Consider the following 18,435-nt stretch of genomic DNA (forward strand, 5'->3'; position numbering starts at 1 on the left):
GGGCGAAAGCTCGTATTCTGTGGGCCTTTTTCCAGCCCCTGGCTTCAACTAGTGCAGCGAGAAACTAACATGCGCCTGGCTTTATTCGATCTTGACAACACCTTATTGGCCGGCGACAGCGACCACGCCTGGGGCGATTACCTGTGCGCACGCGGGATTCTCGACGGCGTGGCGTATAAAGCGCGCAATGATGCGTTTTATCAGGACTACCTGGCCGGCCGCCTGGATATCACCGACTACCTGAACTTCAGCCTGGAAATTCTTGGCCGTAGCGAGATGGCGCAGCTCGAGCAGTGGCACCGCGAATTCATGCGCGACTGCATCGAACCGATCATCCTGGCCAAGGGCGAAGCACTGCTGGCGGAACACCGTGCAGCCGGCGACAAGCTGCTGATCATCACTGCCACCAACCGCTTCGTCACCGCGCCGATCGCCGCGCGCCTAGGCGTCGACACCCTGCTGGCGACCGAGTGCGAGCTGGCTGACGGGCGCTATACCGGCCGCATGACTGACGTGCCGTGCTTTCGCGAAGGCAAGGTCACCCGCATCAACCGTTGGTTGCAGGAAAACGGCTTCGACCTGGAAGACAGCTGTTTCTATAGCGATTCGATGAACGATTTGCCGCTGCTGGAACAAGTCAGTCGCCCGATCGCCGTCGACCCCGACCCGAACCTGCGCGCCGAGGCCGAGCGCCGTGGCTGGCCGGTGATGTCCCTGCGCTAAATCAGACCGGCTTGGCGACCATCAGGAAAAAGATCGCCACGAAGGCGATAAAGGCCGGCCAGCCGAGAATGAACCAGATCGCCATATAACGCTGCGCCAATGCAGGCAGCTCGACACCCTCCCGCTGCGCGACCTCGACCAGATCGCGCAGACGAATCTGCAGCCACAGCACCGGCAGCCAGCACAGTCCGGCCAGCGCATAGAGCCCCAGACTCCAGAGCAGCCAGAGTTGGTTCAAGGGCCAGCCGGCCAGATGGGCCAGGGCCAAGCCGCTCAATGGCTGGAACACCGCAGTGGTGGCGATGAACAGCCAGTCAGCGGTCACCAGGTGCCGGAAGGTCACGGCTATGGCCTGCAGGTTGCCGGTGCGCCATGCCCGCCAGGCGTAATACGCCGAGCCCAGGCCGGTGCCGAACAGCAGGGTCGACGAGAGGATATGCAGGGTTTTCAGCAACAGATAAAGACTCATCGGTGTCCGTTCCAGGTCGTTCGATCGGAGCCTGTCGGCGGCTCGGTCCGTAGGCTGGGTTTCATGAGGTGCATCCATGCACCTCACCCTACGGGCAGCTAAAGCTGTGCAAAACGGCTTTCCTACCGTTTTGTCGCTTCGCTCTACACCAGCCTACCGGTCGCGCGAACCGGGCAAAGGGCTCAGGCCGGCTTCGCACCCATCAGGCCGAGGATCACCAGCAAGAGAAGCAGAATCAACGCGGCGTAAGCCAGATTGAAACGCAGCAACCGCTGCGGCGCCGGCGTATCGCCCAGGGCTTCCCAGGCGGCAAGGCGGCCAGCCAGCAGCAGGCCGAAGAGGATCAACACGGCAAACAGCAGGGCACTGCCGAGCAGCCAGAACTGGCTCAGCGGCCAGCCGACCATATGCACCAGCTGCCAGCCGCTGACGGGCAGCGTCACGGCCAGCACGCCCATGACCGGCAGGCTGATCAGCCGGGTACGGCGCAATTTGCTTGGCAGTACGCCCGGTTCGGCACGCTGGCGGGCCTTCCACAGCAGCACGACATGGGCAATCACACCGAGCGGCAGCAGGACGGCGGGCAGACTGTGGAGAATCTTCAGCAGCAGGTAGTGATCCATCATTGCGTCCCTGTCATTAATCACATTGAGCCTAGAAGGCCGGCTGATTGAAGTCGACGCTCAGGCGCGTCATCCCTCAGGGCTTGCTCTTAGCCGAGAAACAGTTGGTAGGCCGGATTATCGCTCTCATCCCAATACGGATAGCCGATATCCTCCAGCGCCGCCGGCACCAGATGGCGGTCGCCGGTCGGCACTTGCAGGCCAACCACCACACGACCATCGGCGGCACCGTGGTTGCGGTAGTGGAACATCGAGATGTTCCAGCGCCCGCCGAGCTTGTGCAGGAAGTTGAACAGCGCGCCCGGCCGCTCGGGGAACTCGAAGCGATACACCACCTCATCGCTGACCCGCACCGCATGGCCGCCGACCATGTGGCGGATATGCAGCTTGGCCAGTTCGTTGTCGGTCAGATCGAGCACCGGGAAACCCTGCACCTGCAGGTTCTTCACCAATGCCTCACGCGGATCGGTCTCCGGGTGGGTCTGCACACCGACGAAGATGTGCGCCTCTTTGTCGGTGTGGTAGCGGTAATTGAACTCGGTGATCTGGCGTTTGCCGATGGCCTCGCAGAACGCCTTGAAACTGCCCGGCTTCTCTGGAATGGTCACAGCGATGATCGCCTCACGACCCTCGCCCAACTCGGCACGCTCGGCGACATGCCGCAGGCGGTCGAAGTTGACGTTGGCGCCAGAATCGATGGCTACCAGCACCTGACCGCTACAGCCTTCACGCTCGACGTACTTCTTGATCCCGGCCACGCCCAGGGCGCCGGCCGGCTCGGTGATCGAGCGAGTGTCATCGTAGATGTCCTTGATCGCCGCACAAATCTCGTCGGTGCTGACTGTCAGCACTTCGTCGACATAGTCGCGGCAGATATCGAAGGTGTGCCGACCGATTTGCGCCACCGCCACGCCATCGGCGAACAAGCCGACCTGGCTCAGCACCACGCGCTCGCCGGCGGCCATCGCCGCTTGCAGGCAGTTGGAGTCATCCGGCTCGACGCCGATTACCTTGATCTCCGGGCGCAGGTATTTGACGTAGGCGGCGATCCCGGCGATCAGCCCACCGCCGCCGACCGGTACGAAGATCGCGTCCAGTTGGCCGGGGTGCTGGCGAAGGATTTCCATGGCCACCGTGCCCTGGCCGGCGATGGTGTGCGGGTCGTCGTAGGGGTGGATGTAGACGTAGCCCTTCTCCTCGACCAGCTTCAGCGAATACGCCAGCGCCTCGGGGAAGGAATCGCCATGCAGCACCACTTTGCCGCCGCGCGAACGCACGCCATGCACCTTGATTTCCGGGGTGGTCTTGGGCATGACGATAGTCGCCTTGATGCCCAGCTCCTTCGCCGCCAGGGCCACGCCCTGGGCGTGGTTACCCGCCGAGGCCGTCACCACACCGCGCGCCAGCTCCACCGCGGTCAATTGCGCCAGCTTGTTGTAAGCGCCGCGAATCTTGAAGGAGAACACCGGCTGCAGGTCTTCGCGCTTGAGCAGAATCTGGTTAGCCAGACGTTCGGACAGCTGATGAGCCGGTTGCAGGGGGGTTTCCACCGCGATGTCATAGACCCGCGAGGTAAGGATTTTCTTGACGTACTGTTCGAGCATCGGAAGGCATCGCAGGCAGGCTTGCAGGGATCACGGAGTCTACCCCACGGATCCGCCGAACGACCATACGAATCAGGCCGTGTGAAAACTACTGCAGGCTTCGCGCGTTATACGGCGTTAAAAACGCTCACAAAAGCGAAGCAGCGCTCGCTCTTCGGGCCAGCCTGCGGCTGTTACTCCGCTTTGCTGCGTTGCGCCTTGTGACCCACATGGATGTGGGGAATGCCGCTACCCGTAGGGAACGGGTGCGGCCCTAACCTTCGCTCGCTACGTTTTCACACAACCTGAAATCCCGGGGTTTTGCCGCGCCATGCCGCTATAATCCGCACCTTCAGATTTTCCGTTCGCCGTGGAGCCCGCATGACTCAGGATCAGCTCAAACAAGCAGTAGCGCAGGCCGCTGTCGACTTCATCCTTGCGCAACTCGATGACAAGAGCATCGTCGGGGTCGGCACCGGGTCCACCGCTAACTGCTTCATCGACGCGCTGGCCCTGCACAAAGGCGCCTTCGATGGCGCCGTGGCCAGTTCGGAAGCCACCGCACAGCGCCTGAAAGGCCATGGCATTCCAGTCTACGAGCTGAACACCGTCAGCGACCTGGAGTTTTACGTGGACGGCTGCGATGAGAGCAACGAACGCCTGGAACTGATCAAGGGCGGCGGCGCGGCGCTGACTCGCGAGAAAATCGTCGCCGCAGTGGCCAAGACCTTCGTCTGCATCGCCGACGGCAGCAAGCTGGTGCCGCTGCTCGGGGCCTTCCCGCTACCGGTGGAAGTCATCCCCATGGCCCGCAGCCATGTCGCCCGTGAACTGGTCAAGCTCGGCGGCGACCCGGTGTACCGTGAAGGGGTGATCACCGATAACGGCAATATCATCATCGACGTGTTCAACCTGCAGATCAGCAACCCTAGCGAGCTGGAAGCGCAGATCAACGCCATCGTCGGCGTGGTCTGCAATGGTTTATTCGCCGCGCGCCCCGCCGATTTGCTGCTGCTCGGCACCACGGACGGGGTAAAAACCCTGCGCCGCTGATCGACCTCAGCTGGCCATTGCGCGAACGGGGGCTAGCCTGAAACAGGCTCCCCCACCGACCAGGAGGTCTGCTATGGCTAGCAAATTCCATCTGAAAAAGGCCAGCGACGGCCAGTTCCACTTCAATCTACTCGCCGGCAATGGCGAGATCATTCTCACCAGCGAACTGTACAAGGCCAAAGACTCGGCACTGAACGGCATCGAGTCGGTACGCAAGAATATCGCCCGCGAAGGCGCCTTCGAAGTCAAAGCCACCAGCAACGGCAAACACCATTTCGTACTCAAAGCCAGCAACGGCCAGGTGATCGGGCAAAGCCAGATGTACAGCACGCCGGCCAGTTGTGAACAGGGCGTGCAGTCGGTGACCAAGAACGCCCCCGCCGCCACCCTGCAGGACGACAGCTAAAGCTCCGGCAAATGCACTAGTTGGCCTGTTTTCTGAACACATAAAACAGGTTCGGCTCGCTGACCAGGAAGATATTGCCGGCATCGTCGCTGGCAATCCCTTCGGCCTGCGGCACGGTTTTTTTCAGCCCGTGCTGACCGCGCATCAGCGACAGGCTGCTGATCGGCCGGCCATCGGCATTCAGCTCCAGCAGCAGTCGCGACTCATCGGAAAGCGCCAGCAGATGGCCGCTGCGCTGGTCGAAGGCGAGACTGGACAGATCGCGGACGAACAAGCCGGCATCGCGCTCGGGGTCATCGACCACATGCACGGCGAAGGGGCGCTCTGGATTGGTATGGGGAAAGCCGTGCACCTCATAGATGCGCACCGGATCGCGCTCCTTGGCGACGAACAGGCGCTTGCCGGCTGGATCGTAGGCCAGCCCCTCGAAACCCTTGTTGCCGCTGAGGCCGATGCCCAGCGTCAGCTGTTGGGCATCGGCCGCCTTGATCGGCGCCGAGCCCTCACCCAGGCGCACCTTGATCAGGCGCTGCTGGCGCTCGTCGGTGATCACATAGAGGCCTGGGCTGATGTACTCGATCGCCTCCGGATCGCCAAACCCCAGCAAGGGAATGCGCCGCAGAACCCGCCCATCCAGCGACAACTCAATGAGCTGGGAATTCTGGTTGGTGACGGTGAACAGCGTCTTGCGGTCCGGGTCGTAGGCCAGCGCGGAAACGTCATCCTCCAGCCCGGCAATGGGCTGCGCTTCGATGACCACCCGATAGTCCGGCAGCCAGATCGAAACTTCCCGCCACTCGCTGCCATGGCGCCATTCTTGCACTTGGAACCAGGCCCGCTCGAACAGGCGGAACTCCTGAGCCGCCGCTGCCAATAGCAGCAACAGGCCCAGCAGCAGGGCGCCCAGCAGGTGTTTCAGGGTCAGCAGGCGACGCATTCGGTTGAGCTCACGAGGAAAAGATCGGCTAGAAATAACATACCCATACTGAATTGAAGCTTAACGCCCCAAGTCTGGGGGAACCTGAGAGCTCAAGCGTTACAAGAAGAAGCACAAAAGGGACAAAGAATGGTTTTGTCATTGCTACCTGAAGAGCGCGCCCTGACCACCTTGCACACCATCGCCCTGGCGGTTAGCCAGCTCAGCGTAAGCGGGGTGCCACGCCAGCGCTTGCTGCAAGACAGCGGCCTGACCAGTGCGGATCTGGAAACCCCGGACAAACTGATCAGCCACGCCCAAGAACTGCGGGTCTTCGCCAACGCCATCCATTGCACCCGCGACCCGGCACTCGGCCTATCGCTAGGCCTACGGATGCACGTTTCGGCATACGGCATGCTCGGCTACAGCATGCTCGCCAGCCGCACCCTGCGCGATGCGCTGAGCCTGGCACTGGCGCATCCGGCGCTGCTCGGCACCTACTTCAAATTGAGCCTGCAAGAGGACGGCGACGAGGCCCGCCTGGTGGCGACCGGTTATCGCTACGCCCCGGAGTTGACGGTATTCAACACCGAGCTGTGCCTGACCTCGCTGCTCACAGTAATCCAGGATCTACTCGGTGAAGCGGTGCGTCCTCGGCGCTTACAACTGCCCTTCCGCCAACCGCTGCACGCCCAGGCCTATACCGACAAACTCGGCTGCCCGGTGGACTTCGGTGCCCCCGCGAGCGCGCTGTGCTTCAACGCCGCGCTGCTCGACCGCGAGTTGCCGCTGGCCGACCCGGTGACTTGCCATTACGGCCTGCAGCAATGCCTGAAGCTGGATGCTCAGTTGAACAGTGGCCACGATGTGCTCGAGCAGATCCGCCAGCACCTGGCCAGTCATTTGCGTGAAGCCAGTAGCCTGGAACGGGTCGCGGCTCAACTGCATCGCAGTGCGCGCACCCTGCGCCGTCATTTGCAACGGATGAACACCAGCTACCAACGCCTGCTCGACGAGGTGCGCTACGACAAGGCGCGCCAGCTGTTGATGCAGACCGACCTGCCTATCTACCTGATCGCCGAACAGCTCGGTTACAGCGAAACCGCCAGCTTCCGCCATGCCTTCCTACGCTGGAGCGGGCAGACGCCGAGCCTGTATCGGCGGTAGGGCCGACGCCACCGATGCTGAGCGGGGTGTAGGAGCGGATTTATCCGCGATAAATCGGTGAATGCAGGGCGTGCGCATGCTCGCCCTACGCTAGCCCCATCGCGGATAAATCCGCTCCCACAGAAGCCTGCCCCCCCCCCCCCCCCGCACCACGCAACTTGGCCACGATTATCCCCTTTTGTCCTGATCTATCGTTCTTAGCCACGCGGCACGCTGCCAGAATCAAGTCAAAGCGGGGCATGATCGCCTCAAGAAAGATAAAAAACCAACTATAACAACAAGTTAAGGTTATCTATCAGCATGTCCAGCGCGATCAGCATCGAACACCTGTGCATGGAATTCGGCGATCCAGGCCAGGGCGTCAAAGCCCTCGACAACGTCTCGCTAGAGATCCACGCCAACGAATTCTTCACCCTACTCGGCCCCTCCGGCTGCGGCAAAACCACCCTCCTGCGGCTCATCGCCGGCTTCGAGCAACCGAGCTCCGGCACCATCCGCCTGTACGGCGAGCCGATGCAGGATTTACCGCCGTTCCGACGGCCGGTGAACACCGTATTCCAGAGCTACGCGCTGTTCCCACACATGACGGTGGCGCAGAACATCGCCTTCGGCCTGGAGATGCGCGGCCTGTCGAAAAGCGAGATCGCCCAGACGGTCAGCGCCATGCTCGAGCTGGTCAAACTGCCGGAGGTCGGCAACCGCCGCGCCGATCAGCTTTCCGGTGGCCAACAACAGCGCATCGCCCTGGCCCGCGCGCTGGCCAACCGGCCCAAGGTGCTGCTACTCGATGAATCGCTCTCGGCCCTCGACCAGAAACTGCGCAAAGACATGCAGATCGAGTTGAAGCGCCTGCAGGGCGAAACCGGCATCACCTTCATCTTCGTCACCCACGATCAGGAAGAAGCCCTGACCATGTCCGACCGTATCGCGGTGATCAATAAGGGCCAGGTGCTGCAAGTCGGCACCCCCACCGAGATTTACGAGGCGCCGGTCAACCGTACGGTGGCGGATTTTATCGGCGAAACCAATTTCCTCGCGGCCGTGGCGCTGGAGACCGGCGTGCGCCTGGCTGACGGCCAGCTGCTCAGCGCCTTTAGCAGCAAACGCGGGGCCGTGACCCTGGCCATCCGCCCGGAACGGGTCAGCCTGGCCGAGGATGGCCAACTGGAGGCGCTGGTGGAAAACGTGGTGTATGTCGGCACCGACACCGTCTACCACCTGCAAGTCGCCGGGCAGAGCGGCTTTCGCGTGCGCCAGCAGAATCGCGACGGTGCACTCTGCGCCTATGGACCCGGAGAGCGCGTGCGCGTGCGGGTCGCGGCCACCGCGATCAAGGTGCTCAACGAATGAACAGCCCACGCCTTGTCGCCGCTCGGCGCCAGCTCAACCTCCGCATGCTGCTGAGCGCGCCAGCCATGCTGACCTTGCTGGTGTTCATGCTGTTGCCGCTGGGGATCATGTTCGTCATCTCGATCCTGCAATCGGGTGACTACGGCGGCGTGAAGTGGGGCCAGTACTCGCTGGAGGCCTACCGCAACTTCTTCTACGAGCGCGACCTGGACGACAGCCTGGTGTTCAACACCGACTACCTGCAGATTTTCCAGCGTTCGTTCTGGCTGTCGATACTGACCACCGCTGGCTGCCTGCTGATCGGCTTCCCCACCGCGCTGTACCTGGCCTTGCAGACCGAGCGCAAACGCAACCTGCTGCTGTTTCTGGTCACCGTGCCGTTCTGGACCAACCTGTTGGTACGCGCCTACGCCTGGATGCTGCTGCTGCGCAACGGTGGCCTGGTCGATGGCGGCTTGCAGGGGCTGGGGCTCACCGAGCAGGGTCTCGGTCTGCTCTACACCGACAACGCAGTGATCATCGGCCTGCTCTACACCTACCTACCGTTTATGGTGCTGCCGATCTACACCAGCCTGGAAAAACTCGACTGGCGCCTGGTGGAGGCTGCCTTCGACCTCGGCGCCAACCGTTTCCAGGCGCTGAAACGGATCATCGTGCCGCTGGCCATGCCCGGCATCGTCGCCGGCAGCATTCTGGTGTTCATCCCGTCGCTGGGTAACTACATCATTCCGGAACTGCTCGGCGGCGGTAAGACGTTGATGATCGGCAACCTGATCCAGCTGCAGTTCGGCGCCTCGCACAACTGGCCGCTGGGCGCCGCGCTGTCCTTCGCCCTGCTCAGCTTCGTGTTACTGGCCATGCTGATCTATAGCCTGCGCTTCAAACCGGTCACCGCCGGAGGCCACCCATGAACACGCAAAATCCCTTGTGGCGCTTCGCCGGCATGCGCCCGGCGGCCTGGTTCTTCTTCATCTTCCTGTATCTGCCGATTCTGGTGCTGGTGGTGCTGAGCTTCAACGGCGGGCAATCGGCGACCCTCTGGGATGGCTTCAGCTTGAAATGGTACTCGGTGGTGGCGAATGATCCGGACATCGTCCGCGCGGCGAAGAACTCGCTGATCGTCGCCAGCTTCGCCACCTTGATTTCCACCGGCCTGGCCACCTTGGCCGCGCTGGGCATGCGCGGCCGCGCTTTCCGCGGGCAGACCCTGATGAGCGGCGTACTCGGCCTGCCGCTGCTGGTGCCGGAGATTGTCACCGCGGTGGCGACCCTGATGTTCTTCGCCTTTATCGGTTTGAAGCTGTCGCTGTTCACCATCCTGATCGCCCATGTGGTGTTCTGCATCCCCTTCGCCTACCTGCCGATCCGAGCACGCCTGGAGGGCATGAACCCGCAACTGCTGGAAGCTGCTGCCGATCTCTACGCCTCTCCCTGGCACGCGTTCTGGAAGGTGAGCTTTCCGCTGCTGATGCCGGGGATTGTCTCGGGAGCGATGCTGGCGTTCATCATTTCCATGGACGACTTCGTCATCACCTACTTCGTCGCCGGCGCCGGCTCCACCACCCTGCCGGTGTACATCTTCAGTTCGATCCGCATGGGTATTTCGCCGAAGATCAACGCGATTTCCTCGATCATTCTCGTGATTTCCATAGCGTTTGTTGCGTTGTCCTACTACGTCGGTCAGCGCAAACGCTGACCTCACTCCGACCTGCAAGGAGATTTGCCATGCACCTACGCCGTACCTCGCTCGCGCTGTCCATCCTCTGCGGTTTCAGCCTCGCCAGTTCGGCCCAGGCCGCCGGCACCCTGCACTTCGCCAACTGGTCGGACTATTACCCGCCGGAGCTGCTGAAGAAGTTCGAGGCCGACACCGGGATCAAGGCCACGCTGGACGCCTACGACTCCAACGAAACCCTGCTGGCCAAGCTGAAAGCCGGCGGCGGCAGCTATGACGTGGTAGTACCGTCCGACAGCTTTATCGAGATCATGGTCAAAGAGGACCTACTGCAGAAATTCGACAAGAGCAAACTGCCCAACCTGGCAAACCTCAAGCCAACCTTCAAGGAGCTGCGCTTCGACCCCGGCCACGACTACAGCGTGCCGTATCTGTGGGGTACCACGGGCTATAGCTATGACAGCACCCAAGTGCCGGGCGGCAAGCTGGAAGAAAGCTGGAAATCCTTCTTCGAACCACCGGCCGAGCTGAAGGGCAAGGTGGTGGCGCTCAACTCCATCGAAGAGGTGTACATCCCGGCGGCCTTCTACCTAGGCGTCGACCAGTGCACCGAAGACCCAAAGGTCGCGCTGCAAATCCAAGAAGTGCTGCTCAAGCAGAAGCCCATGCTGGCCATGTACAACAGCGACGGCACCATCGAGCGGATGGCCGCCGGTGAAGTGGCGATGCACGAACAGTGGAACGGAGCCTTCCACCGCGCCCACGCGCAGCGCTCGACCCTCACTTACGTCTATCCGAAGGAAGGTATCAACGTCTTCATCGACAACTTGGTCATCCCCAAAGACGCCACCAACGTCGCCGAGGCCCACACTTTTATCAACTGGATGATGCAGCCGGAGAACATCGCCGCCGCCTCCAACTTCGCCAAGTACAACAATGCCATCGAGGGCTCGGACAAGTTCATGGACAAGGAGTTGTTCGACGACCCGGCGATCAACACCCCGGCCGACAAACTCGAGCGCCTGAAGCCATTCAAACTCTGCTCGCCGAAGGCCCTGAGCCTGCGCAGCAAGGTCTGGACCAAGCTGAAGAAGTAACGGACGGCATGGCCCCTGTAGGAGCGAGCTTGTGCCCCACATGGATGTGGGAAATGCAGTCAGCCGTAAGGAACGGCTGCTGCCTCGCGATATACCCGCGCAATCGCGAGCAGAGCTCGCTCCTACAACAAGCAGGCCTGCGTGCTCCTACTCACGGAACCGAACCCAGCACCGCCGAGACAACACCTATGCTGACTATTTATAGCGACGACCATCACCTGCACCACGGCAAGCACGAGCTGATCGGCGGCCAATTCAAGCCCTGCTTCGAGATGCCCAGCCGCGCCGACATGGTGCTCGACCGAGCCAAAGCCGTTGCTCTCGGCAACGTGCAGAGCCCACTGGACTTTGGCCTGGCGCCGATCCGCCGGGTGCATAGCGAGGGCTTCCTGCGCTTTTTGCAAAACGCCTGGGCCGACTGGCAAGCCATCGGCCGTAGCCACGACATGCTGCCGATCGCCTGGCCCACCCGGCGCCTGCGACAAGTGGAACCGACCGACATCGACGGCCGCCTTGGCTACTACTCCTTCGACGCCGGCGCCCCCATCACCGCCGGTACCTGGCAGGCCATCCTCAGCTCGGCCAACGTCGCCCTGACCGGCCAGGCCGAACTGGCCAAGGGCGCGCGTGGGGTCTTCTCGCTGTGCCGGCCGCCGGGCCACCACGCCGCCGCCGACTATATGGGCGGCTATTGCTACCTGAACAACGCCGCCATCGCCGTGCAGGCGCTGCTCGATCTCGGCGCCAAACGCGTGGCGGTGCTGGATGTGGACTACCACCATGGCAACGGCACCCAGGACATCTTCTACGACCGCGCCGACGTGCTGTTCACCTCGATCCACGGCGACCCGCGCTTCGAGTACCCGTACTTCCTCGGCTTTGCCGACGAGAAAGGCACAGGTGTCGGTGCAGGCTTCAACTTCAACTATCCATTGGCTGCCGGCAGCGATTGGTCGGTCTGGAGCCTGGCGCTGGCGGATGCCTGCCGGCAGATTCACGAGTACGCACCAGACGCGCTGGTCGTATCGCTCGGGGTGGACACCTTCAAGGCAGACCCGATCTCGCAGTTCAAGCTGGACAGCCCGGACTACCTGCGAATGGGCGAAGTGATCGGCAAACTTGGGTTGCAGACCCTGTTCGTCATGGAGGGTGGCTATGCCGTAGAGGAGATCGGCATCAATGCCGTGAACGTGTTGCAGGGCTTCGACAGCATCGCGTAGGTTGGTGCTGAACGCAGTGATGCCCAACAAGGAGTCGCTTAGCGACTCCCTCTGCTCGGTCTTGAACGTGAACGCCCGGCCTTGCAGGCCGGTTGCGGGGCATCGCTTCGCTCAGCACCAACCTACCACCAACCCATCGCCGGGTTACTTCAGCACTTCGACGATATCGACGTCGATTTCCCGGCCGGTCAGGTGGCGTTCGACTTCACCGCTGAGCCTGACCTTGGCCTGCTCGGAAACGGCTTGCGGCGGCCAGTCCTCATCATCGATCTCGACTTCCAGGGTGCCGGTGGCATCCTGGAACTCATAGGTGTCGTCTTTCAGACGTTTGACGATCTGCCCTTGCAGCATCACCGGCGTGTCATCGGCAGCTTCCAGGGCCGCGGCGACCGTGGTGATCTGCATATTGGCGCCCGGGCCGGTGTAACCGCCGGCCGCCAGAGCCGCGCCGGACAACAGTGGAGCAAACAGCAGAGCGAGTACTTGAGCTTTCATAGCGAGGTTCCCATCACAGTGGTTGATGGGGCCAGGCTAAAGGGCGTGGCTGAACTGAGGCTTAATTGCGCCTTAAGCCAAGCTTAAGACGCCGGCACCTCGGCCGTCGCCGGCTCAGGCGACTCAGGCTCCTTGCGAAACACATAGAACAGGTTCGGCTCGCTGACCATGTAGATGGTGCCCTGCTCGTCGATGGCCACGCCCTCGGCGCGCGGGATGCTCTTGTGCAGGCCGTTCATGCCGCCGTACAGGCTGATGAAGCTGATCGGCTGGCCGTGCTCATCCAGCTCCAGCAACAGCTTGGACTGAGCCGACAGTACCAGGGAGTGGCCCGTGCGCGGGTCGACGCTCAGCGCCGAGAGGTTGCGCATGTACAACTGGTCGCTGGGCAGCGGTACCATCTTGCCCTCGAGCCCCGCAGTGCCATCGCTGCTCCAGCTGAACATGGCCGTGGGCGAACGCTCTTTACCCAACAGCAAACGCTGCTGGGCCGGATCCCAGGCAATGCCCTCGAAGCCCTTATTGCCCGAATCGGCGAAGCCCAGGTCGAACTCCTGGGTATCGATGGCGCGCAATTCGATGGTCAGCGGGCTGAGCTTGAAAATCGATAGCGTACGTCGGCGCTCATCGGTGATCGCCATATTGCCATTGCTCAGCATCGCCACTCCTTCCGGGTTGGAGAAGCCGATCAGGTCGATACGCCGCAGCACTTCGCCATCCAGGCTCAACTCGACCAATTGGGGGTCCATGCCGGTCACGGTGAATAGCGTCTTGCTTTCGGGGTTGTAGGTCAGGTCCGAGGGTTCGTCGTCATCCAGATCGGCCAGAGGCTTGGCCTGGATCACCGCGCGGTAACCCGGCAACCAGATGCTGGCATCGCGCTGGGATTGGCTGACATTGCGTTCGTCGAACCAGTACAGCCCCTGCCCGAGCCAACGCTGGGTGTAGCCAAGGACCGCAACGACCAGGACAACGAAAACCAGCAGGAGCCGGCGCGGGCGCCACAGACGGGACAAAAGGTTAGACATATGAACCGGCTCGACAAGACAAAGACGGGCAAACTAGCCGCCACTGCATGACAGTCCCCTAACATCATCCCTGACAGAACCCTGGTCTCTGCAGCGCAGAGACCACCGACCTTACAACACCTGGCTGACGAAACGCGAGTGGCCGACCAGCTCCAGTACCAGCTCATCGCCGCGGCTCAGCGGGCCAACACCGGCCGGCGTGCCGGTCAGCAGCACATCGCCCGGCTGCAGGCTGAAGTGGCCGCAGATGTGCTGGATCATCGGCAGGATCGGGTTGAGCATGTCGCGGCTATTACCGTCCTGACGCACTTCGCCGTTGATGCTCAGGCGAATGCCGATGTCAGTCAGGTCTTCGATTGCGCTGCCCGGCACGAAAGGCGCAAGCACGCAGGCGCCGTCGAAGGACTTGGCGACCTCCCAGGGGTAACCCTTTTCCTTGAGCCTGGCTTGCACGTCGCGCAGGGTCAGGTCGAGCGCCGGGGCGAAGCCGGAAATGGCGTCCAGCACTTCTTCCTGGTTCGGCGTGCGCGATAGCGGTTTGCCGATCAGCACGGCGATTTCCGCCTCGTAATGCACTACGCCGCGATCCACAGGAATGCTGAAGCCACCCTCCAGCGGCACCACGCAACTACCCGGCTTGATGAACAGCAGCGGCTCGCTCGGCACCGGGTTATCCAACTCCTTGGCGTGCTCGGCGTAGTTGCGGCCGATACACACCACCTTGCCCAGCGGGAAGTGGATGCGAGTGCCGTCGATGTACTGGTGCTGGTAGCTCATACCGATTCCTAATCTCTGGTAGGGCGGGTGAAACCCGCCATCCGGCCCTGCTGGCCGGTGCTTCAATGGGTGCCGACGGCAGCAACGCGGGTTACAACCCGCCCTACAACTACGCCTTACCCGTAGGAGCGAGCATCGCGAGCGATCACTCGGGGGCCAATCGCGAGCAGAGCTCGCTCCTACAAGAGCCCGACGCGTCAGGCGAAGATTTTACCGGGGTTCATGATGCCGTTTGGATCGAAGGTGGCCTTGATCGCCTTCATGTAGGCAATCTCCACTTCCGAACGGCTGTAAGTCAGGTAGTCGCGCTTGGTCATACCGACGCCATGCTCGGCGGAGATCGAGCCGTTGTACTTCTGCACGATCTCGAACACCCACTTATTCACCGTGGCGCACTTGGCGAAGAACTCGTCCTTGCTCAGGTTGTCTGGCTTGAGGATGTTCAGGTGCAGGTTGCCGTCACCGATATGGCCGAACCAGACGATCTCGAAGTCCGGGTAGTGTTCGCCGACGATAGCGTCGATATCGTGCAAGAAGGCTGGCACTTTCGCCACGGTTACCGAAATATCGTTTTTGTACGGGGTCCAGTGCGAGATGGTCTCGGAGATGAACTCACGCAGTTTCCAGAGGTTCTGCAGCTGCTGTTCGCTCTGGCTCATCACGCCATCGAGCACCCAGCCCTGCTCGACGCAATGCTCAAAGGTGGCCAACGCAGCATTGGCGACTTCCTCGGTGGAGGCCTCGAACTCCAGCAGCGCATAGAACGGGCAATCGGTGTCGAACGGCGCCGGCACATCGCCACGCGCCAGCACCTTGGCCAGCGCCTTGTCGGAGAAAAACTCGAAGGCCGTCAGGTCCAGCTTGTTCTGGAAGGCATGCAGCACCGGCATGATCGAGTCGAAATCAGCCGCGCCAAGGACCATCGCGGTGAGGTTCTGCGGGGCGCGATCGAGGCGCATGGTCGCTTCGACCACGAAGCCCAAAGTGCCTTCTGCGCCGATAAACAGCTGGCGCAGGTCGTAGCCGGTGGCGTTCTTGATCAGGTCTTTGTTCAACTCAAGCAGATCACCCTTGCCGGTGACGACTTTCAGCCCAGCCACCCAGTTGCGGGTCATGCCGTAGCGAATCACCTTGATTCCGCCGGCATTGGTGCCGATATTGCCGCCAATTTGACTGGAACCAGCCGAGGCGAAGTCCACCGGGTAGTACAGGCCCTGCTCTTCGGCGTACATCTGCAGCTGTTTGGTGACCACACCCGGCTGGCAGACCACGGTGCGGTCGAATTCGCTGAAGGCAAGAATCTGGTTCATGTAGTCGAAGGCCACCACCACTTCGCCATTGGCGGCGACGGCGGCGGCAGAAAGCCCGGTACGGCCACCCGAAGGCACCAGCGCGACCTGCTTGTCGTTCGCCCAGCGGACGATGGCTTGCACTTGCTCGATGCTCTTGGGGAAGACGATGGCCAGCGGCGCCGGGGCGAAATGCTTGGTCCAATCCTTGCCGTAGGTATTCAGGGAGTCGGCGTCGGTCAGCACCTTGCCAGGCTCAACCAGGGTCTTCAGCTGTTCAATCAGGGCAACGTCGGTCATCTACGGAACTCTCGCAATATTCATGGTCGCCCTGAGAACGTTTCAGGTCGCAACCGAGCAAGGAAAAAGGAGAACATGCTAGCATACGCACCCCGCGAATCGTGCCCTCCGCTCGGTTTGCGCAGCGGCTCCACGCCGGCTCGGCCAGCCCGCGCTGTCCGCTTTCCCTGACATTTTTACCGGGACAACAGGTACTCAGATGAGCAAGACCTCTCTCGACAAGAGCAAGATCAAGTTCCTTCTCCTGGAAGGCGTCCATCAATCCGCCGTGGACACCATCAAGGCTGCCGGCTACACCAACATTGAGTACCTGACCGGCTCGCTGCCTGAAGATCAGCTCAAGGAAAAGATCGCCGACGCCCACTTCATCGGCATTCGCTCGCGCACTCAGCTGACCGAAGAGATTTTCGACTGCGCGAAGAGGCTGGTCGCGGTCGGTTGCTTCTGCATCGGCACCAACCAGGTCGACCTGAACGCCGCCCGCGAACGCGGCATCGCGGTGTTCAACGCGCCCTATTCGAACACCCGCTCGGTGGCCGAACTGGTGCTGGCCGAAGCCATCCTGCTGCTGCGCGGCATCCCGGAAAAGAACGCCTCCTGCCACCGTGGCGGCTGGATCAAGAGCGCGGCCAATTCCTTCGAGATCCGCGGCAAGAAGCTCGGCATCGTCGGCTACGGCTCGATCGGCACCCAGCTCTCGGTGCTGGCCGAAGCGCTGGGCATGCAGGTGTATTTCTATGACGTGGTGACCAAGCTGCCGCTGGGCAACGCCACCCAGGTCGGTAAGCTGCACGATCTGCTCGGCATGGCCGATATCGTCTCGCTGCACGTACCGGAACTGCCGTCCACCCAGTGGATGATCGGCGAGCCGGAAATCCGCGCGATGAAGAAGGGCGGCATCCTGATCAACGCGGCACGCGGCACGGTGGTCGAACTCGATCACCTGGCCAATGCGATCAAGGACAAACACCTGATCGGCGCCGCCATCGACGTGTTCCCGGTCGAGCCGCGCTCCAACGATGAAGAGTTCGAGAGCCCGCTGCGCGGCTTGGACAACGTGATCCTGACCCCGCACATCGGTGGTTCGACTGCCGAAGCGCAAGCCAACATCGGCCTGGAAGTCGCAGAGAAGTTGGTCAAGTACAGCGACAACGGTACCTCGGTGTCCTCGGTCAACTTCCCGGAAGTGGCGCTGCCCGCCCACCCCGGCAAGCACCGCCTGCTGCACATTCACGAGAACGTGCCGGGTGTGATGAGCGAGATCAACAAGGTGTTCGCCGACAACGGCATCAACATCTCCGGTCAGTATCTGCAGACCAACGACAAGGTCGGCTACGTGGTGATCGACGTCGACGCCGACTACTCCGACCTGGCGCTGGAGAAGCTGCAACACGTCAACGGCACTATCCGTAGCCGCGTGCTGTTCTAAGCACGCTGCGGCAAAGTGACCGTGAAAAGGGAGGCTTCGGCCTCCCTTTTTTGTGTGGTGCGCCAGGCATGGCGCGTAGCGCCGTGACTGGCGCTGTCTGGCTCACTGTGGTGGTGAGCTGGATGACTTGGAGGTGGAAGTCCTCTACACACCCGGCAAGGGGAAGTGTTAGCTGAAGGCAAGGGTGTCGCGGGCGACTGCGAATCTGAAGGAAGCCGAAGGCAAACTGCTGGCCTGACGAACAGGAAGCGGATTAGGCGGCGTAGCGGGGTGAGGTAGCCATAATTGCCAAAGCCCGATACTTGCACGGAACGCTACGACGTATATCCGACAGGCATAAGCAGGAAGGTCGCGCGAATTACCCTGGGAGATCTGTTCGCCTGCCATGTGCTACCGGCATCGTGAGGTGACGGGATGGGCGAGCAGAAGTCAGCCGAGGCCGTAGTAGTTGCTCGGAACCGGAGCAATGAAGGGCTGAACCTGCCATGAGCGGATAGTCAGGTGTGCTCTCTGAGCGGGTCGCAGGCACAAGCTCCCTTATACGGAGGCCTGGACAATCAGGAGGTAGGGGCCGGAAGTCCCGAGAGCCTGTCCGGGTGCTTAGACTACGCGGGCGACACATCGAACGAAACCAAGCTCGCTGATGCAGTTTGTCAGTAGGCAGGAACCGCCGTATACGGAACCGTACGTACGGTGGTGTGGGAGGACGGCGGGGGTGACCCCGCCTCCTACCCGATCACTCCGATTGGTTTTTGTGTGTCCCCTGATGGGCGGATGAGAAGAGCGTCATCCACCCTCCGCAAGGCGAGAGCCTGCGCAGGGTGGAAAACCCGCA

Annotated in this window: 18 protein-coding genes; 10 read left to right on the forward strand and 8 right to left on the reverse strand. The window is 61.7% G+C overall.

Annotated features, from left to right (window positions below; all coding sequences use genetic code 11):
• Positions 1 to 69: 69 nt before the first annotated feature.
• Positions 70 to 723: a histidinol-phosphatase gene (locus tag D3879_RS04325; protein WP_119952846.1), complete on the forward strand. Its 654-nt coding sequence runs from the start codon at positions 70 to 72 to the stop codon at positions 721 to 723.
• A 1-nt stretch (position 724) separates the two neighbouring features.
• Here the strand turns inward: D3879_RS04325 and D3879_RS04330 are convergent, their stop codons facing one another.
• From D3879_RS04330 to ilvA, 3 genes are all read right to left on the reverse strand, one after another.
• Positions 725 to 1,192 (reverse strand): DUF2269 family protein, encoded by a 468-nt coding sequence (locus D3879_RS04330; RefSeq protein ID WP_119952847.1) that lies wholly within the window; start codon positions 1,190 to 1,192, stop codon positions 725 to 727.
• Between the two features lie 182 nt (positions 1,193 to 1,374).
• Positions 1,375 to 1,815 (reverse strand): DUF2269 family protein, encoded by a 441-nt coding sequence (locus D3879_RS04335; protein ID WP_119954885.1) that lies wholly within the window; start codon positions 1,813 to 1,815, stop codon positions 1,375 to 1,377.
• Positions 1,816 to 1,904: 89 nt separating this feature from the next.
• Entirely contained in the window at positions 1,905 to 3,419 is a 1,515-nt protein-coding gene (gene ilvA, locus D3879_RS04340; protein WP_119952848.1) for a threonine ammonia-lyase, biosynthetic, read from the reverse strand.
• Between the two features lie 360 nt (positions 3,420 to 3,779).
• On the opposite strand from ilvA, the gene rpiA reads away from it, so the two are divergent.
• Both rpiA and D3879_RS04350 read left to right on the forward strand, forming a co-directional pair.
• Positions 3,780 to 4,451: a ribose-5-phosphate isomerase RpiA gene (gene rpiA, locus D3879_RS04345; protein WP_119952849.1), complete on the forward strand. Its 672-nt coding sequence runs from the start codon at positions 3,780 to 3,782 to the stop codon at positions 4,449 to 4,451.
• A gap of 73 nt (positions 4,452 to 4,524) precedes the next feature.
• On the forward strand, positions 4,525 to 4,857 hold the full coding sequence (locus D3879_RS04350) for a YegP family protein (protein WP_119952850.1): 333 nt from the start codon (positions 4,525 to 4,527) through the stop codon (positions 4,855 to 4,857).
• 16 nt (positions 4,858 to 4,873) lie between these two features.
• Here the strand turns inward: D3879_RS04350 and D3879_RS04355 are convergent, their stop codons facing one another.
• Positions 4,874 to 5,794: an SdiA-regulated domain-containing protein gene (locus tag D3879_RS04355; RefSeq protein WP_119952851.1), complete on the reverse strand. Its 921-nt coding sequence runs from the start codon at positions 5,792 to 5,794 to the stop codon at positions 4,874 to 4,876.
• A gap of 129 nt (positions 5,795 to 5,923) precedes the next feature.
• Here D3879_RS04355 and D3879_RS04360 point away from each other — a divergent pair, with 129 nt between their 5' ends.
• The 6 genes from D3879_RS04360 (at position 5,924) to D3879_RS04385 (ending at position 12,282) form a co-directional block, all read left to right on the forward strand.
• A complete protein-coding gene (locus D3879_RS04360; RefSeq protein ID WP_119952852.1) occupies positions 5,924 to 6,940 on the forward strand; it encodes an AraC family transcriptional regulator in 1,017 nt (338 codons plus the stop codon).
• Between the two features lie 300 nt (positions 6,941 to 7,240).
• Entirely contained in the window at positions 7,241 to 8,290 is a 1,050-nt protein-coding gene (locus D3879_RS04365; RefSeq protein ID WP_119952853.1) for an ABC transporter ATP-binding protein, read from the forward strand.
• Positions 8,287 to 9,201 carry an ABC transporter permease gene (locus tag D3879_RS04370; RefSeq protein ID WP_119952854.1) on the forward strand — a complete coding sequence of 305 codons (915 nt, stop codon included), beginning with the start codon at positions 8,287 to 8,289 and terminating at the stop codon, positions 9,199 to 9,201. The genes D3879_RS04365 and D3879_RS04370 overlap by 4 nt, the downstream gene beginning before the upstream one ends.
• On the forward strand, positions 9,198 to 9,986 hold the full coding sequence (locus tag D3879_RS04375; RefSeq protein WP_119952855.1) for an ABC transporter permease: 789 nt from the start codon (positions 9,198 to 9,200) through the stop codon (positions 9,984 to 9,986). The genes D3879_RS04370 and D3879_RS04375 overlap by 4 nt, the downstream gene beginning before the upstream one ends.
• Before the next feature lie 29 nt (positions 9,987 to 10,015).
• Complete coding sequence (locus D3879_RS04380) at positions 10,016 to 11,062, forward strand: ABC transporter substrate-binding protein (protein ID WP_119952856.1); 1,047 nt, start codon at positions 10,016 to 10,018, stop codon at positions 11,060 to 11,062.
• Between the two features lie 188 nt (positions 11,063 to 11,250).
• Entirely contained in the window at positions 11,251 to 12,282 is a 1,032-nt protein-coding gene (locus tag D3879_RS04385) for a histone deacetylase family protein (protein WP_119952857.1), read from the forward strand.
• A gap of 144 nt (positions 12,283 to 12,426) precedes the next feature.
• Here the strand turns inward: D3879_RS04385 and D3879_RS04390 are convergent, their stop codons facing one another.
• The 4 genes from D3879_RS04390 to D3879_RS04405 all read right to left on the reverse strand — a co-directional run bounded on the left by D3879_RS04390 (position 12,427) and on the right by D3879_RS04405 (position 16,171).
• On the reverse strand, positions 12,427 to 12,777 hold the full coding sequence (locus D3879_RS04390) for a NirD/YgiW/YdeI family stress tolerance protein (protein WP_119952858.1): 351 nt from the start codon (positions 12,775 to 12,777) through the stop codon (positions 12,427 to 12,429).
• Positions 12,778 to 12,860: 83 nt separating this feature from the next.
• Positions 12,861 to 13,805: an SdiA-regulated domain-containing protein gene (locus D3879_RS04395; protein WP_119952859.1), complete on the reverse strand. Its 945-nt coding sequence runs from the start codon at positions 13,803 to 13,805 to the stop codon at positions 12,861 to 12,863.
• Positions 13,806 to 13,916: 111 nt separating this feature from the next.
• Complete coding sequence (locus D3879_RS04400) at positions 13,917 to 14,582, reverse strand: fumarylacetoacetate hydrolase family protein (RefSeq protein ID WP_119952860.1); 666 nt, start codon at positions 14,580 to 14,582, stop codon at positions 13,917 to 13,919.
• Between the two features lie 197 nt (positions 14,583 to 14,779).
• The gene (locus D3879_RS04405; RefSeq protein ID WP_119952861.1) at positions 14,780 to 16,171 is read right to left on the reverse strand and encodes an FAD-binding oxidoreductase; all 1,392 of its coding nucleotides are present in this window, start codon (positions 16,169 to 16,171) and stop codon (positions 14,780 to 14,782) included.
• A gap of 199 nt (positions 16,172 to 16,370) precedes the next feature.
• On the opposite strand from D3879_RS04405, the gene serA reads away from it, so the two are divergent.
• Entirely contained in the window at positions 16,371 to 17,600 is a 1,230-nt protein-coding gene (gene serA, locus D3879_RS04410; protein WP_119952862.1) for a phosphoglycerate dehydrogenase, read from the forward strand.
• The last annotated feature ends 835 nt before the right edge of the window (positions 17,601 to 18,435 follow it).

This window comes from Pseudomonas cavernicola, assembly GCF_003596405.1.
Taxonomy (GTDB): domain Bacteria; phylum Pseudomonadota; class Gammaproteobacteria; order Pseudomonadales; family Pseudomonadaceae; genus Aquipseudomonas; species Aquipseudomonas cavernicola.